Source organism: Pseudomonas sp. KH_017 (assembly GCF_057840285.1).
In genome coordinates this window covers 3497843-3513734 of record NZ_CM174509.1, presented here as the reverse complement: position 1 = coordinate 3513734, position 15892 = coordinate 3497843, and the positions used below count along the sequence as shown (strand labels likewise).

Sequence of the window (15892 nt, the reverse complement as noted above, 5' to 3'; positions counted from 1 at the left end):
TTGATCGATTAAAACGCGTCACTCGGTGTCTTGTGTGGCAGAGCCCAGTTGGTCCAGTGCACCTGTAATTTCTGACAGTAGCAGCAGTTTTTTTGCCGTGTTATCACAAGCAATGGACAGAAAATCGATACATACCTCGACTCCAACCCTGGCAGTTCAGGAACCACGTGGTCTGAACGTTCGGGACGTTGCCTATTGTCGCTCGTATTGTGATCAAGAGCCTGAGTTGCGCGTAACGCGATCTGCTTACAATGCCAACGAAAAAAAGGTTTCAAGATGGGATCCGCGTCTTTGGAAAATGGTTGAAGCAGGTGATTTTGTAGATCCCAATCGGGTCAATATTTGCTCATTTTCTGGAGCGGTCCTGTCAACATCTAGTCTTGACTCCGGTTGGCGCCTCGTCTTGATTGACCAATCCGGGTGTTCGGTTCATTCCTGGGACGGTCGCGCTGAACAGGAGACGACATATGATTTGTCACGTCGCATGATCAGTGTTCAGGAACATATTATTGGCCAGGAAAAAAGGGTTGTTGAACGGGTCACATTCGGTGATTCAAGTGGCGATGCCGCTTCCCATAATCAATGTGGTCAGGTGGTACGTCATGAAGATTGCGCTGGAACGTTGCGGTTTCCTGATTACAGTTTGCTTGCGTCACCCCTTCAGGAGGAGCGTCAGTTTCTGATTGGACTGGAACGACCCGATTGGCCAATGGATATGGAGTTTCGGGATAACCTTTTGGAAGCAGGTCAATTCTATGTAACCCATCGTGGTTTTTCGGCCATCAATGAGTTGCACAGTGAGACGGACGCGAAAGGTAATAGTAAATATATTAGTCATGCGATAAGCGGGCAAATTAGCGAGATTGGACTACAGCTAGCTGGCGCAAAATCTAAGCGGCTAACGATAGTTCAAAATATCCGATACAACGCTTTTGGTCAGGTCGAGTATTCGATGGCTGGGAATGGCATTCCCTCCAACGCTGAATACAGTGGAGAGGATGGGCGCCTGACTCGACTCTCTGTTGTTTCCGGTGATGAAAAAGGGCAGATACTTCATTATTTCTACGATCCCATGGGTAATCTACTCAGTATTGAGGACAGGGCCGATCGCATACGTCACTTCAATGGGCAGCGAATTGATCCGATAAGTCGTTATCGCTACGACAGCCTCTGTCAATTGATCGAAGCCACTGGGCGAGAGGTCAGTCAGCTCAGTTACGCTGGGTATCTTGAAAGAGCCCTGTCGTTACCCCAGGATGCTAATGACCTGCGAAACTATACTCAGAGGTTTCGTTATGATGCCGCTGGCAACTTGCTAGAGCGGTACCATGGTGATGCTTCTGGATTCCGCATGGCTGTCTCCTGTCGTAGTAATCGAAGTCTGGCTCAGAATGAAGACGGTTCTCTGCCTGACGAGGAATCAATATTAAAGGCGTTCGATTGCAACGGGAATCAACTCGGCTTGCAAAATGGGCATGGTATTGGGTGGGATGCGCGTAATCAGCTAAGTCGAGTTGAATTAGTGCGGCGTGAAGGGGGGGGTAATGATAGCGAATTCTACATCTACGATCATTCCGGTTACCGCTTGCGCAAAGTTAGAACTGCTCAAGCGAAAGGTCGTGAGTTGGTCAGTGAGGTGCGCTATTTGCCGGGGTTGGAAATTCATCACGATGGGGAAGCAGGTGAAGAGCGGCACGTGATGAGGATCGAGGCAGGGCTCGGGTATGTTCGTGTATTGCAGCGGGAAGCCGTTTCATCCGGCGCTTCGAATTATACCCAAATACGTTACGTGGCAACTGACCATCTAGGGTCAAGTACTTTAGAGTTTGACGAAGGTGCATGCTTGGTCAGTCAGGAAGGCTACTATCCATTTGGAGGTACGGCATGGTGGCGGGGAGGGGCGTCAGAGTTTAATTACAAAACCATTCGATATTCCCGTAAGGAGCGGGATGCATCGGGTCTTTATTATTATGGATGTCGATACTACGCGCCGTGGTTGTCACGGTGGATGAATCCTGATCCAGGTGGCGATATCGATGGGCTGAATTTATTCAGATTTGTAAGGAATAACCCTCTAAGGTTAGTAGATGAGGTTGGCAGTAATCCCTATGATTTTCAACTACACCAGCAGCAGTGGAGCGATGCTGGAGATCCTGTCCAGGCAATCGGAATTGATGCAATAAAACTCTGGGATTCAAATTTTGGGGCTGTGTTGGAGCAGGCATTTTATACTTATAAGGAAAGTGTGGTATTTGCCAGTGCAGTGATCGAAGAAATAGATGCAGGTGGTCGTAGTGCTGATGATAAAAATTGGTTGCTTCGACTGTTCAGGACGAAAAAAGAGTCTGGTCATATTGATGATTACATTGTTCAGCTCGTGCGTGATAGCTACAAAAATTCTTTTGTTCCGATGGCGCAGCAGATAAAGCCCGAGAGTATCGTTGGTATGGCAGCGAATGGTTCCGCTACATGGTTGGGGCAGGTAGTCGTGGGGGATCCGGACAAAAGAATTTTTATCAGGAATTCGACTGATCATAAGACTGCTATTGGATTAAGGCGAACGATTGAGCACGAAGCCAGCCATCATGCAGGAACTTTTGATCGTATTTATCTCACTTGGCCTAAGTCTATTGCCAGCGATGGCTCTGCTACTAATTACGAGAAACAGCTAACGACATTGGCTGTTCATGTGCGCAATGACCAACGCATTGAAGGGTGGATAGTAGATGGGCCTGATGAATATGATAGGCGGGGATACAACGCTGATCCAGTCCAGCGAACGCAAGTCATGCTGGGAACCGCAGATGTGGTCCCGCTTATTACCGACTCAATTAACCAGCGATTTAATGGTCCGGCAGCAAAGTTGATAAGGAAACTTCAATAGTGGGCTTTGTTGCCCCAATCCGGTGCAGAGTTCTTACTTCGGATAAAGCGGCGGCAACCCACTGTCACCGACCGGGTCCTGCACCCGTTCGGCCATCGGGATCGCCTTGATCGCCCGCCACAACTCGTCACCTTGCCAGTACTGGCCGGTTTCGCTGTACAGCGCGCCGTTCAGGCCGTCGAGGGCGTTGGACAGTGGCACGAAGCGGGCGGCCATGTCGGCCAGGGTTTCCGGCTGTTGGCGGGCCCAGGCGTCGAGGGCCTGGCGGGTGGCGTGGGAATCGTTGGCCTGGCAGGCGCGCTTGAGGTCGTCGAGCACGGTGCGCGGGCTCGGGCCGGTTTGAGCGACACGTGCCACCGCCGGTTGCCAGCGGCCACGCCACCAGAGGCCGAAGCCGAGCAGGGTGGTGCAGGCCAGGATCAAGGTGCTGAGCTTCCAGCGCCAGAGTGCTTCGCTGTCGGCACTGGCATCGACCGCTGAGGCGCCGGCCGGGGTGTCGACCATCAGGCTTGGGTTGGCCGCCACGTGCAGCGTGCGAGCGGGCAGGCTGCTGTGTTCCAGATGGTCTTCGAAGGTGTTCCACCAGACCACGTCGACGGCGGGCAACTCGATGGCGCCGGTCCGTGTCGGCACCAGGGCTTCCCGGTCTTCACGACTGCCGACCAGGCCGCGTTCGCTGTTCTGGTTACCGAGCACCGGTTGATCCGGGTAGCGGCGCAGGCCGCCGACATCGGTGCCGGGCAGCGGTGGCAGTTGGGTGCTGGACAAGCCTTCGGCCTTCACCGTCAGGCTGCGGGTCAGTGAATCGCCGACCTGGGTGTGATCCGGCTCCGGGTTCCAGCTTTCGCTCAGGGTCAGGCTGCGCGCAGGCAGCCAGGGGACATCGGCCGGATAGGTGATGGGTTTGGCCTTGACCGTCAACAGCAGTTCGGCCGAGGTGATGCGCATCAGCTTGCCGGCTTTGGGCCCCTGGGCGGTGTCCTGTACCGGTTGTGGGTCGACCAGCGCGGCGTTGAAAACCTGCGCCGGAATGATCAGTTCGCCACTGTGTTGCGGGTAGATCGCGTAGCGCATTTCGATCACGCCGTGGCGCAGGCCGTCGATGTCTTTTTCGTAGGTGCGTGATTCGCCCAATTGTTCGATGCGTGCGTCAGGTATCTGCAAGGGCGGCAGGCTGCTGTCGTCGTACAGCGACACCGAATGGTAGATGCGCAGGGTCAGGACTGCCTGAGCCTGAACGTACACGCTGGTTTGATCGAGGCTGGCATCAATGAACACCACGGCGCGCTTGTCCGGGTTGTCTGGTGTTTCGCTCTCGACCACTTGCAGGGTGATCGGCTGGCTCTGCAGTTCGCCCAGTTGCAGTGACGGAATCACCACGCTGCCGTTTTGCCGGGGCAGGAGGGTGACGATCCAGCGGGTGGTGGCCTGGTTTTCACCGCTCAGGGTGTTCAGCTGGTTGACCTGGCGTGTGCCGCGCACTTCGAACAACGGCTCCAGCGCTGCCAGGTCAGGTTTGCCGAACTGCGTGACATCGCTGGATTCCAGGGTCAGTTCGACCGTCTCGCCCGAGCTCAGGCGACTGCGATCAACACTGGCGACCAGTTCTGCTGCCTGTGCCTGAACCGTGCAGAACAACAGGCCATGCAGCAGCGCGAGCAATAAAACGGTGAAGCGGGTCATCGAGTTTCTTCCTGATCCTGATGTTGTTGCTGTTCGTACCAGAATTTGCGTCTGAGCAGTTCACCGGGGTCATCCGGGATCTGCCGCAGCCACTGCTCCAGTGCCTGGCGCTGTTCACCTTCGATGCTGTCGGTGGCCGGGCGCAAGGGCGGTGTGGTGTGTTGTTCGTCACCCAGTTCGCTGCCCGGTACCTCGTTGGTCCCCGGTTTCGGCGGTCTGGTGGGCGATTGTTCCTCACCCGGGCGGGGCGGTTGCCCCTCGGTTTTCGGTTCTCCGCTGCTCGAGGGTTGGGCGGCGGCACCGGGCGGTGGTTCCGCCGATTCGGTTTCGGGCCGGGCGTTGCTGGCTGCGTCTGGCTCAGGAGCGGGTGGCGTGTTTTTCTCCTTGAGCAGGCGTTCGACCAGCGCCTTGTTGGTCAGTGCGGGACGCAAATCCGGTTGACGTTCCAGTGCCTGTTCGTAAGCGTCCAGGGCTGCCTCCAGCTCACCGCTTTTGGCCAGGGCATTGCCTCGATTGTAGTGGGCGTGGGCATCGTCGCCTTCGGCAAACCGCTCGGCGGCGCCTGCGTAGTCGCCGGCCTCATAGAGCGCCACGCCTTGCCACTGATGGTTTTCGAAGCGTCGGGAGGCTTCCGCCGGACGCTTCTGCTTGAGTAAATGCAAGCCTTGTTGATCAGGCCGCAGCCAAAGGTCCGCGAGGTCGAAGGCGTAGCTCGGTTGAGGCAGCGCCAATAGCAGTGGCAGGCACAGTAGCCAGCCGCGACGTCCCGCGCAGGCCGCGAGCAGCAACAGTGGCAGCAGCAGCCAGTAACCCTGATCGGCCCAGGTGTCCAGGCGCAAGGTCTGACCGTCGTTGCGCAAGTTGCGTGGACCGTCGAGCAGGCCAAGGGCGTGCAGGTCGCTATCGTCCAGGCGCGCCTGTCGATAGCGGCCATCCAGGTCGTTGGCAAAACTTTTCAAGCCAGGCTCGTCGAGGCGCGGTACGAGAATGGCGCCTTGTTCATCCTTGAGGAAGCTGCCGTCCTCCTGGGTGATGGGCGAACCTTCGGCGGTGCCGATGCCGAGCATCAGGAATTGAGTCGATTTGCCGCTCAGCGCGCGACGGATGCCCAGTCGCTCCTGGTCGGTCAGGGACGAACCGATCAGCAGGATCCGCCCGTCGCCCAAAGCAGCCTGTTCGAGCAGCGCCAGGGCCTTGAGCACCGCCAGATCGCCGCGATGACCGGCCTCTGGCATCAACGACGGTTTCAGTGCATCCAACAGGTTGCGGCTGGTGGCAAGATCATCTGACAGCGGTACCAGTGTGTGGGCACTGCCGGCGTAGACGACGATGGCGGTTTGCGCGTCGCTGCGGATCTGCAGCAGGTCAAGCAGCTTGCGTCGTGCCTGTTCGATTCGGTTGGGCGTGACGTCGGTGGCGAGCATTTCCGGGGTCAGCTCGAGAATCACCACCAGTGGGTCGGCAGGCTTTTGACTGGTCTGCTCGACACGCTGCCAGCCCGGACCCAGCAGGGCGAGCACGGTCAACAGCCAGGCGAGACCGAGGGCGATCCAGGGCAATTTACTGTCACGTCCACTGCCACCGCTGAGCAGTGCCGTGTGAAAGGCCGGAGGTAGAATCATCTGCCAGCGCCCGGCGCGCTTCTTGCGGTGCCAGAGTTGCCAGAGCAACCAGCCAAGCACCGGCAGCAACAGTAGCCACCAAGGCCGGAACCAGTAGGGCCACAGCGCACTCATCGGCGCCTCCGCAGGCGCAGGCGTTTAAGCCGCTGGCGCCAGTCGGGCAGCAATTGCGTTTGCAAATACAGATCCTTGGTAAACAGGCGTTGCAACGGGTTGTCCGGCCAGAGTACGGGGGCCACCAGCAGCATGCTCAACCACAGCGCCAGGGCCAGCGGCCAGTGATACAAGGCTTGGGCCGGGCGGGCCTGGGTCGGTTGCTGGGCCACGGGCTCCAGTTGATCGAGGGTTTTCTTGATCGCCTGCAGTTCCTTGCCGTCGCGAGCACGGAAGTACTGGCCACCCGTGACCTCGGCGATTGCCTTGAGGGAAGGCTCGTCAAGGTCCAGGCTCGGATTGACGCCGAGAAAGCCGACCGTGCCACTTTGCTCCGGATCGGCGCCGATGCCGATCGGATAGATTTTCACGCCTTCCTTGGCCGCCAGCCGCGCAGCGGTGAGCGGGTCGATTTCACCGCCATTGTTGGCGCCATCGGTGACCAGAATCAGCACGCGGCTTGTTGCCGGGCGCGAGCGCAGGCGCTTGAGGGCCAGGCCGATGGCATCGCCGATGGCGGTGTTTTTGCCGGCAATGCCGATGCGGGCCTCATCGAGCCAGACGCGTACGGTGTGGCGGTCGAAGGTCAGCGGTGCCTGCAGGTAGGCCTGGCTACCGAACAGGATCAGGCCGACCCGGTCACCTTCGCGGCTTTCGAGAAAGTCTCCGAGCAGGTGCTGGACCAGCGCCAGTCGGCTCACATCTTCGTCCTGCAACTGCATGTCAGGGAAGTCCATGGAACCGGAAACGTCCACCGCCACCAGCAGATCGCGGCCGCTGGCGGCAATCGGCAAGGGTTCGCCGAGCCACTGTGGGCGCGCCGCCGCGACCAGCAGCAACATCCACAGCAGTATGAACGGTGCCTGCTGGCGCCATGCTGGCAGGTTGGCCCGGGCGCGACGCCCGGCGAGGCCTTCCAGGTCGCTGAGGAAGCTGACCTTGAGCGCCGGTTCGCCACTGTCGGCCACCGGCAATACGATGCGCATCAGCCACGGCAGCGGCAACAGGGCAAAAATCCACGGCCAGGCGAACTCAAACATGCTTGCGAATCCATGTGTCGACGGCCTGGGTCAGGCCGGCGATGGCCTTGTCGTCGAGTTTGCATTCGGGTTTGTAGGCGCCTTCCACAAGCACCATCCAGCGGGTCAGGCCGGCGGCCGGGCAGCGGTTGTCGAGGAACGCCAGCCATTTGCGGCCGTTGAGGGTATGGCTCTGACTATAGGGGTAGTGGTTGCGGCACAGGCGCTTGAGCAAGCCGTTGAGTTGCTGCAGCCAGGCTCCGGCTGGCGCACCGTCGTAGGGTTTGGGCATCAAGGCCAGCTCCGCCAGGGCGGCCAGGCGCACCGGGTCAAGCGGCTGTTCAGCACGTACCACGGGGCGTTTGTCCGGAATAAAGCGACGCAGCTGCCACAGGCCCAAACCGATCAGTGGCACCAATAGAAGCAGCAACCACCAACCCGGTGCCGGTGGCCAGAATTCCACCGGTGGCGGGGATATCAGTGGTTGCAGTTGATCAAGGCTGCTCATCGACCTTTCCCCGGTTTCTGTGGGTTCAGGTATTCGCGTAATTGCTCGACCATCTCGCTCTGGGTACTCAGGGGCATCAGCAAGACCCGCAGTTTCTGCGCGAGCAGCTCCCAGCGCGCGATGCGTGCTTCGGCCTGGGCCCGGTAAGTCTGGCGCAGGTCGAAATTCAGCGTATCGAGTTCCAATTGCGCGCCACGCTCGGCGAAACGTAAAAGGCCAGCGGCGGGCAGGGCATGATCCAGCGGATCGGACACCGGCAGCAGCAGCAGGTCGCAATGACGCGATAACAGGCTCAGCTGTTGCTCGGCGCTTTCCGATAGCGCGCGTTCATCGCAAATCACGATCACCAGGCTGCCCGGGCGTGATACTTCCCGGGCGCGGCGCAAGGCAATGCCAAAGGCGTCGCGGTCCGGCTCGCCTTCGGTGGTCAGCGACTGGTTGACCCGCACCAGCCGGTTGAGCAACTGCAGCAGGCTTTGCTTGCTGCGCCGAGGCTTGATTTCGTAGTGCACATTGTCGCCATACACCAGGCCGCCGACCCGGTCGTTGTGCCCCAGGGCTGCCCAACCGATCAGGCTCGCGGCCTGGGCGGCGAGCACCGACTTGAACATCAGGCCCGAGCCGAAAAACAGCCGGCGGCTTTGTTCGACCATGATGAAAATCGGCCGCTCACGTTCTTCGTGGAACAGCTTGGTGTGAGGCTCCTGGGTGCGCGCGGTGACGCGCCAGTCAATGGTGCGCACATCGTCACCGGCCTGATAGACCCGCACCTGATCGAAGTCGACGCCACGCCCGCGCAATTTGGAGTGGTGCAGGCCGATCAGCGGGCTGCGTTGGCTCGGCGTGGAAAACAGCTGCACTTCGCGCACGCGATGGCGCATCTCGATCAGGTCAGCGAGGCTGACGCGGATGCCCGGCTCGGGCGGCAGGCTGGCGTTCATCGGGGTCAAGCGACGGCTACGACGTCGAGAATCCGCTGGACCACCCGGTCCTGATCGATGCCAGCGGCTTCGGCTTCAAAGGACAGAATGATGCGATGGCGCAGCACGTCGAACAGCACGGCCTGGATATCTTCCGGGCTGACGAAATCACGTCCGGCCAGCCAGGCGTGGGCGCGGGCGCAGCGGTCCAGGGCAATCGAACCGCGCGGGCTGGCGCCGTAGGCGATCCACTCGGCCATCTCCGGATCGAACTTGGCCGGGGTGCGGGTGGCCATGACCAGTTGCACCAGGTATTCCTCCACGGCGTCGGCCATGTACAAGCCGAGGATTTCCTTGCGTGCGACAAAAATCGTCTGTTGAGTGACCCGACGCTCAGGCTTCGCTTCGCCGTTCAGGGCTTCTCCACGGGCTTGCTGCAGAATCCGGCGCTCGACAGTGGCATCGGGAAAGCCGATTTTCACGTGCATCAGGAACCGGTCAAGTTGGGCTTCTGGCAGCGGATAGGTACCTTCCTGCTCGATGGGGTTTTGCGTGGCCATCACCAGGAACAGCGGCGACAGCTCATAGGTGCTGCGCCCGACACTGACTTGCCGCTCGCCCATGGCTTCGAGCAAGGCCGACTGAACCTTGGCCGGGGCGCGGTTGATTTCGTCTGCCAGTACCAGGTTGTGGAAGATCGGACCTTGCTGGAACACGAAGCTGCCGGTTTCCGGGCGGTAGATTTCCGTACCGGTAATGTCGGCCGGTAACAGGTCGGGGGTGAACTGGATGCGGTGGAACTGAGCCTCGATGCCTTCGGCAAGTTCTTTGATGGCCTTGGTCTTGGCCAGGCCAGGAGCGCCTTCGACCAGCATGTGGCCGTCGGCAAGCAGGGCGATGAGCAAGCGCTCGATGAGTTTTTCCTGGCCGAGAATCTGCGTTGAAAGAAAGGTTCGCAGCGCAAGCAGCGCTTCACGATGTTCCATCGATGACTGTTCCTGCAAAAGGGTGGCCGAGGACGTTCGAAGTACGCCAGGGCTGGGGGCGTTACTTTAATCCATCGCGGGGGGCGGCGACTAACGGCATTTTGCGCAAAGTGCGGGAATTGGTTGGCAATCGTTGTAGGAAGTTTGCACAGTTCAGCGGGTGCGGTGTTTTTGCGGGCCTCTTCGCGAGCAAGCCCGCTCCCACATTTGATCGCATTCTTACTGGAAGAACACGGTCGACTGTGGGAGCGGGCTTGCTCGCGAAGGCGTCAGTAAGTGCGCTGATATTCAGAGCTCGCTGATGTAAGTCCCGGTGCCCTTGAGAATGTTCTGCAAAGTCTCTTCCACTTCAGCCAGATCCACCATGTCGGTATCAAAGGTAATTTCCAGCACGTCATCCCCATTCAACGCATCAGCATCCGCAGCAGCAATTTCAATCTTCAGCAGGGAAGGGCTGAGGGTGACTTTCACGCCATCCAGGGTCGAGGGTTCGCCGTCGAGGGTGATTTCCAGCTCGTCTTCATCCGGGTAGCGGCTCATCAGGAACATTTCGCCTTGATCGCTATGGCAGCAGAGCATGGCCATGTTGTCTTCTTCGTCGTCGCAAGGGTTGACGATCAAGAGGGCGGTTTTCATTTTCATGGGAAATTCCTGGCTCGACGGGCGTGGTAAACGCAACAAAGGGCGATTCTGCCAGCCCGCGCACATTTCTGCTTGGCTGAGTGTCGATGACCGGGTCGTGGACGGCCAGAGTGTTACTGGTCATTTCTGGTACGAATGTCCCGTAAAACCGGACGGAAAACCGTCATTTTCCTGTGCGAATGCTAGTGTTGTTCGATGCGCATGCCTTGAGCTGCGTACCGATGACCGAATATGTCGCAGCACCGCAAGCACGGGCCTTGCCGCACTGGTTAAGCTGCGCAACGGATGAGCACCCGTAAAGACATTGCGCTGCACGCAGTCCAGTCGTTTTTGCAGATGCCCATTCACGGAAGGTGAATGTGACCTGAGTGTCTCGTCCAGCTTCACCCACCTGTCACCCTGTGTCCTCTGCCCGAGAATCAGGAACAGGGTGACGGGTAGCCCCGAACAGGGGTTTTGCACGCGACGCTTCCATCAATAACAAGCCCAAGCGGAGTACCACAGATGGCGTTCTTCACCGCAGCCAGCAAAGCCGACTTCCAGCACCAACTGCAAGCGGCACTGGCGCAGCACATCAGTGAACAGGCACTGCCACAAGTGGCGCTGTTCGCTGAACAATTCTTCGGCATCATTTCCCTTGACGAGCTGACCCAGCGTCGGTTGTCCGACCTTGCTGGCTGCACCCTTTCTGCGTGGCGCATGCTTGAGCGCTTCGATCACGCGCAGCCGCAAGTGCGCGTCTACAACCCCGATTACGAACGCCACGGCTGGCAGTCGACCCACACCGCGGTCGAAGTGCTGCACCACGACCTGCCATTCCTGGTGGACTCGGTGCGTACCGAGCTGAACCGCCGCGGCTACAGCATCCATACCCTGCAAACCACCGTGCTGAGCGTGCGTCGTGGCAGCAAGGGCGAGTTGCTGGAAATCCTGCCGAAAGGCACCCAGGGCGACGACATTCAGCAAGAATCGCTGATGTACCTGGAAATCGACCGCTGCGCCAACACCGCCGAGCTCAATGTGCTGAGCAAAGAGCTGGAGCAGGTGCTCGGTGAAGTTCGCGTGGCCGTCGGCGATTTCGAGCCGATGAAGGCCAAGGTCCAGGAAATCCTGACCATGCTGGACAACAGCCAGTTCGCCGTCGAAGGCGACGAGAAGAACGAGATCAAGAGCTTCCTGGAATGGCTGGTGGGCAACCACTTCACCTTCCTCGGCTACGAAGAGTTCGTGGTCAGCGATGAAGCCGATGGCGGCCATATCGTCTACGACAAGGACTCCTTCCTCGGCCTGACCAAGCTGCTGCGTGCCGGCCTGACCTACGATGACCTGCGCATCGAAGACTACGCCGTGAACTACCTGCGCGAACCGACTCTGCTGTCGTTCGCCAAGGCTTCGCACCCAAGCCGTGTCCACCGTCCGGCTTACCCGGATTTCGTGTCGATCCGTGAAGTTGACGCCGACGGCAAGGTCATCAAGGAATGCCGTTTCATGGGCCTGTACACCTCGTCGGTGTATGGCGAGAGCGTGCGGGTGATCCCGTACATCCGCCGCAAGGTCGAGGAAATCGAACACCGTTCCGGCTTCCAGGCCAAGGCTCACCTGGGCAAGGAACTGGCGCAGGTGCTCGAAGTGCTGCCGCGCGACGATCTGTTCCAGACCCCGGTGGACGAGCTGTTCAGCACCGTGATGTCGATCGTGCAGATCCAGGAACGCAACAAGATTCGCGTGTTCCTGCGTAAAGACCCGTACGGCCGTTTCTGCTACTGCCTGGCCTACGTGCCGCGTGACATCTATTCCACCGAAGTGCGCCAGAAGATCCAGCAAGTGCTGATGGATCGCCTGAAAGCCTCGGACTGCGAGTTCTGGACCTTCTTCTCCGAGTCCGTGCTGGCTCGCGTGCAGCTGATCCTGCGCGTCGACCCGAAAAACCGCCTCGATATCGACCCGCTGCTGCTGGAAAAAGAAGTGGTGCAGGCCTGCCGCAGCTGGCAGGACGACTACGCCGCCCTGACCATTGAAAGCTTCGGTGAAGCCCACGGCACCAACGTGCTGGCCGACTTCCCGAAAGGCTTCCCGGCCGGTTACCGCGAGCGCTTCGCAGCCCACTCGGCTGTGGTCGACATGCAGCACCTGCTGAGCCTCAACGAAAAAAATCCGCTGGTGATGAGCTTCTACCAGCCGCTGGGCCAGGTTTCCGGCCAGCGCATGCTGCACTGCAAGCTGTACCACGCCGATACCCCGCTGGCACTGTCCGACGTGCTGCCGATCCTGGAAAACCTCGGCCTGCGCGTGCTGGGTGAGTTCCCGTACCGCCTGCGCCACAACAGTGGCCGCGAGTTCTGGATTCACGATTTCGCGTTCACCGCCGCCGAAGGCCTGGAACTCGACATCCAGCAACTCAACGACACGCTGCAGGACGCCTTTGTCCACATCGTGCGTGGCGAAGCCGAGAACGACGCGTTCAACCGTCTGGTACTGACCGCCGGCCTGCCATGGCGCGACGTGGCGTTGCTGCGTGCCTATGCCCGTTACATGAAGCAGATTCGTCTGGGCTTCGACCTGGGCTACATCGCCAGCACCCTGAACAACCACACCGACATCGCTCGCGAGTTGACCCGGTTGTTCAAGACCCGTTTCTACCTGGCGCGCAAGCTGACCGGCGACGATCTGGACGACAAGCAGCAACGCCTGGAACACGCGATTCACAGCGCCCTGGACGACGTCCAGGTACTGAACGAAGACCGCATCCTGCGTCGCTACCTGGACCTGATCAAGGCCACCCTGCGCACCAACTTCTACCAGACCGATGCCAACGGCCATAACAAGTCGTACTTCAGCTTCAAGTTCAACCCGCACTTGATTCCCGAGCTGCCAAAGCCGGTACCGAAGTTCGAAATCTTCGTTTACTCGCCGCGCGTCGAAGGCGTGCATCTGCGCTTCGGCAACGTGGCTCGTGGTGGCCTGCGCTGGTCTGACCGTGAAGAAGACTTCCGTACCGAAGTCCTGGGCCTGGTAAAAGCCCAGCAAGTGAAGAACTCGGTGATCGTGCCGGTGGGTGCGAAGGGCGGCTTCCTGCCGCGTCGCCTGCCACTGGGCGGCAGCCGTGACGAGATCGCGGCCGAGGGCATCGCCTGCTACCGCATCTTCATTTCTGGCCTGTTGGACATCACCGACAACCTGAAAGACGGCGCCCTGGTGCCACCGGCCAACGTCGTGCGTCATGACCACGATGACCCCTACCTGGTAGTGGCGGCGGACAAGGGCACTGCGACCTTCTCCGACATCGCCAACGGCATCGCCATCGACTACGGCTTCTGGCTGGGTGACGCGTTTGCGTCCGGTGGTTCGGCGGGTTACGACCACAAGAAGATGGGCATCACCGCCAAGGGCGCGTGGGTCGGCGTACAGCGCCACTTCCGCGAGCGCGGCATCAATGTCCAGGAAGACAGCATCACTGTGGTGGGCGTCGGCGACATGGCCGGTGACGTGTTCGGTAACGGCTTGCTGATGTCCGACAAGCTGCAACTGGTCGCGGCCTTCAACCACCTGCACATCTTCATCGATCCGAACCCTGAGCCAGCGTCGAGCTTCGCCGAGCGTCAGCGCCTGTTCGACCTGCCACGCTCGGCCTGGTCGGACTACGACACCAGCCTGATGTCCGAAGGTGGCGGCATCTTCTCCCGTAGCGCGAAGAGCATTGCGATTTCCCCGCAAATGCAGGAACGCTTCGACATCTCGGCCGACAAGCTGACCCCGACCGAACTGCTCAATGCCTTGCTCAAGGCACCGGTGGATCTGCTGTGGAACGGCGGTATCGGTACTTACGTCAAGGCCAGCAGCGAAACCCACGCCGATGTCGGCGACAAGGCCAACGATGCACTGCGCGTGAACGGCAACGAACTGCGCTGCAAAGTCGTGGGCGAGGGCGGTAACCTGGGCATGACCCAACTGGGTCGCGTCGAGTTCGGCCTCAATGGCGGCGGTTCCAACACCGACTTCATCGACAACGCCGGTGGTGTGGACTGCTCCGACCACGAAGTGAACATCAAGATCCTGCTGAACGAAGTGGTTCAGGCCGGCGACATGACCGACAAGCAACGTAACCAGTTGCTGGCGAGCATGACCGACGAAGTCGGTGGTCTGGTGCTGGGCAACAACTACAAGCAGACTCAGGCCCTGTCCCTGGCAGCCCGTCGCGCCTTGCCGCGGATTGCCGAATACAAGCGCCTGATGAACGACCTGGAAGGCCGTGGCAAGCTGGATCGCGCCATCGAGTTCCTGCCGGCCGAAGATGCAATCAACGAGCGCATCGCGGCAGGCCATGGCCTGACCCGTGCCGAGCTGTCGGTGCTGATCTCGTACAGCAAGATCGACCTCAAGGAGCAGTTGCTGGGCTCCCTGGTGCCGGACGACGACTACCTGACCCGCGACATGGAAACCGCTTTCCCGCCAACCCTGGTGAGCAAGTTCTCCGCGGCCATGCGTCGTCACCGTCTGAAGCGCGAAATCGTCAGCACCCAGATCGCCAACGATCTGGTCAATCACATGGGTATCACCTTCGTTCAACGACTCAAAGAGTCGACCGGCATGAGCCCGGCGAACGTGGCTGGCGCCTACGTGATCGTGCGCGACATTTTCCATCTCCCGCACTGGTTCCGGCAGATTGAAAACCTGGACTACCAGGTTTCCGCCGACGTGCAACTGGAGCTGATGGACGAGCTGATGCGTCTGGGTCGTCGCGCCACGCGCTGGTTCCTGCGTGCCCGTCGCAACGAGCAGAATGCTGCCCGTGACGTCGCCCACTTCGGTCCGCACCTGAAGGAGTTGGGCCTCAAGCTCGACGAGCTGCTCAGTGGCGAGATCCGCGAAACCTGGCAGACCCGTTATCAGGCGTACGTCGAAGCCGGTGTGCCGGAGTTGCTGGCGCGCATGGTGGCTGGTACTTCGCACCTGTACACCCTGCTGCCGATCATCGAGGCTTCCGACGTGACTGGCCAGGATCCGGCCGAAGTGGCCAAGGCCTACTTCGCCGTAGGCAGTGCGCTGGACATCACCTGGTACATACAACAGATCAGCGCTCTGCCGGTTGAAAACAACTGGCAGGCCCTGGCCCGTGAAGCGTTCCGTGATGATGTGGACTGGCAGCAACGTGCGATCACCATCTCGGTCCTGCAACAGGGCGATGGCACCCAGGACGTGGAAACACGCCTGTCGCTATGGATGGCGCAGCACGAGAGCATGATCGAGCGCTGGCGTGTCATGCTGGTGGAAATCCGTGCCGCCAGCGGCACCGACTACGCCATGTACGCAGTGGCCAACCGCGAACTGCTGGACCTGGCGTTGAGCGGTCAAGCGGTAGTGCCTGCCGCTGTCGCCGCCGAGCTGGAACCGGCTGCCTGATCAGGCGCTGAATGAAAAAGCCCCGCATCGAAAGATGCGGGGCTTTTTTTTATGTCGGAGGTTTTTGTGGTGACT

At 59.7% G+C, this 15892-nt stretch carries 9 protein-coding genes; 2 read left to right on the top strand and 7 right to left on the bottom strand.

What is annotated here, in order from left to right:
- Positions 1–34 precede the first annotated feature (34 nt).
- On the top strand, positions 35–2884 hold the full coding sequence (locus tag AC3IT6_RS15970; RefSeq protein ID WP_489351024.1) for an RHS repeat domain-containing protein: 2850 nt from the start codon (positions 35–37) through the stop codon (positions 2882–2884).
- A gap of 33 nt (positions 2885–2917) precedes the next feature.
- Here the strand turns inward: AC3IT6_RS15970 and AC3IT6_RS15965 are convergent, their stop codons facing one another.
- From AC3IT6_RS15965 to AC3IT6_RS15935, 7 genes are all read right to left on the bottom strand, one after another.
- Complete coding sequence (locus tag AC3IT6_RS15965) at positions 2918–4567, bottom strand: BatD family protein (RefSeq protein ID WP_489351022.1); 1650 nt, start codon at positions 4565–4567, stop codon at positions 2918–2920.
- Positions 4564–6303, bottom strand: a complete 1740-nt coding sequence (locus AC3IT6_RS15960) for a VWA domain-containing protein (RefSeq protein ID WP_489351020.1) — start codon at positions 6301–6303, stop codon at positions 4564–4566. The genes AC3IT6_RS15965 and AC3IT6_RS15960 overlap by 4 nt, the downstream gene beginning before the upstream one ends.
- Positions 6300–7382, bottom strand: a complete 1083-nt coding sequence (locus AC3IT6_RS15955) for a vWA domain-containing protein (protein WP_489351018.1) — start codon at positions 7380–7382, stop codon at positions 6300–6302. Before AC3IT6_RS15955 ends, AC3IT6_RS15960 begins: the two co-directional genes overlap by 4 nt.
- Complete coding sequence (locus AC3IT6_RS15950) at positions 7375–7869, bottom strand: DUF4381 domain-containing protein (RefSeq protein ID WP_150724050.1); 495 nt, start codon at positions 7867–7869, stop codon at positions 7375–7377. Before AC3IT6_RS15950 ends, AC3IT6_RS15955 begins: the two co-directional genes overlap by 8 nt.
- Positions 7866–8810: a DUF58 domain-containing protein gene (locus AC3IT6_RS15945; RefSeq protein ID WP_150724321.1), complete on the bottom strand. Its 945-nt coding sequence runs from the start codon at positions 8808–8810 to the stop codon at positions 7866–7868. Before AC3IT6_RS15945 ends, AC3IT6_RS15950 begins: the two co-directional genes overlap by 4 nt.
- Before the next feature lie 5 nt (positions 8811–8815).
- Positions 8816–9775, bottom strand: a complete 960-nt coding sequence (locus AC3IT6_RS15940; RefSeq protein ID WP_057715002.1) for an AAA family ATPase — start codon at positions 9773–9775, stop codon at positions 8816–8818.
- Between the two features lie 288 nt (positions 9776–10063).
- Entirely contained in the window at positions 10064–10417 is a 354-nt protein-coding gene (locus AC3IT6_RS15935) for a hypothetical protein (protein ID WP_489351015.1), read from the bottom strand.
- Between the two features lie 504 nt (positions 10418–10921).
- On the opposite strand from AC3IT6_RS15935, the gene AC3IT6_RS15930 reads away from it, so the two are divergent.
- Positions 10922–15817, top strand: a complete 4896-nt coding sequence (locus tag AC3IT6_RS15930; RefSeq protein ID WP_489351013.1) for an NAD-glutamate dehydrogenase — start codon at positions 10922–10924, stop codon at positions 15815–15817.
- Positions 15818–15892: the final 75 nt, after the last annotated feature.

Bases quoted from the DNA above. Each gene is read 5' to 3' on its own strand.
- AC3IT6_RS15950 (WP_150724050.1), bottom strand. From the start codon at position 7,869: ATGAGCAGCCTTGATCAACTGCAACCACTGATATCCCCGCCACCGGTG.
- AC3IT6_RS15965 (WP_489351022.1), bottom strand. From the start codon at position 4,567: ATGACCCGCTTCACCGTTTTATTGCTCGCGCTGCTGCATGGCCTGTTG.
- AC3IT6_RS15930 (WP_489351013.1), top strand. From the start codon at position 10,922: ATGGCGTTCTTCACCGCAGCCAGCAAAGCCGACTTCCAGCACCAACTG.
- AC3IT6_RS15940 (WP_057715002.1), bottom strand. From the start codon at position 9,775: ATGGAACATCGTGAAGCGCTGCTTGCGCTGCGAACCTTTCTTTCAACG.
- AC3IT6_RS15960 (WP_489351020.1), bottom strand. From the start codon at position 6,303: ATGAGTGCGCTGTGGCCCTACTGGTTCCGGCCTTGGTGGCTACTGTTG.
- AC3IT6_RS15945 (WP_150724321.1), bottom strand. From the start codon at position 8,810: ATGAACGCCAGCCTGCCGCCCGAGCCGGGCATCCGCGTCAGCCTCGCT.
- AC3IT6_RS15935 (WP_489351015.1), bottom strand. From the start codon at position 10,417: ATGAAAATGAAAACCGCCCTCTTGATCGTCAACCCTTGCGACGACGAA.
- AC3IT6_RS15955 (WP_489351018.1), bottom strand. From the start codon at position 7,382: ATGTTTGAGTTCGCCTGGCCGTGGATTTTTGCCCTGTTGCCGCTGCCG.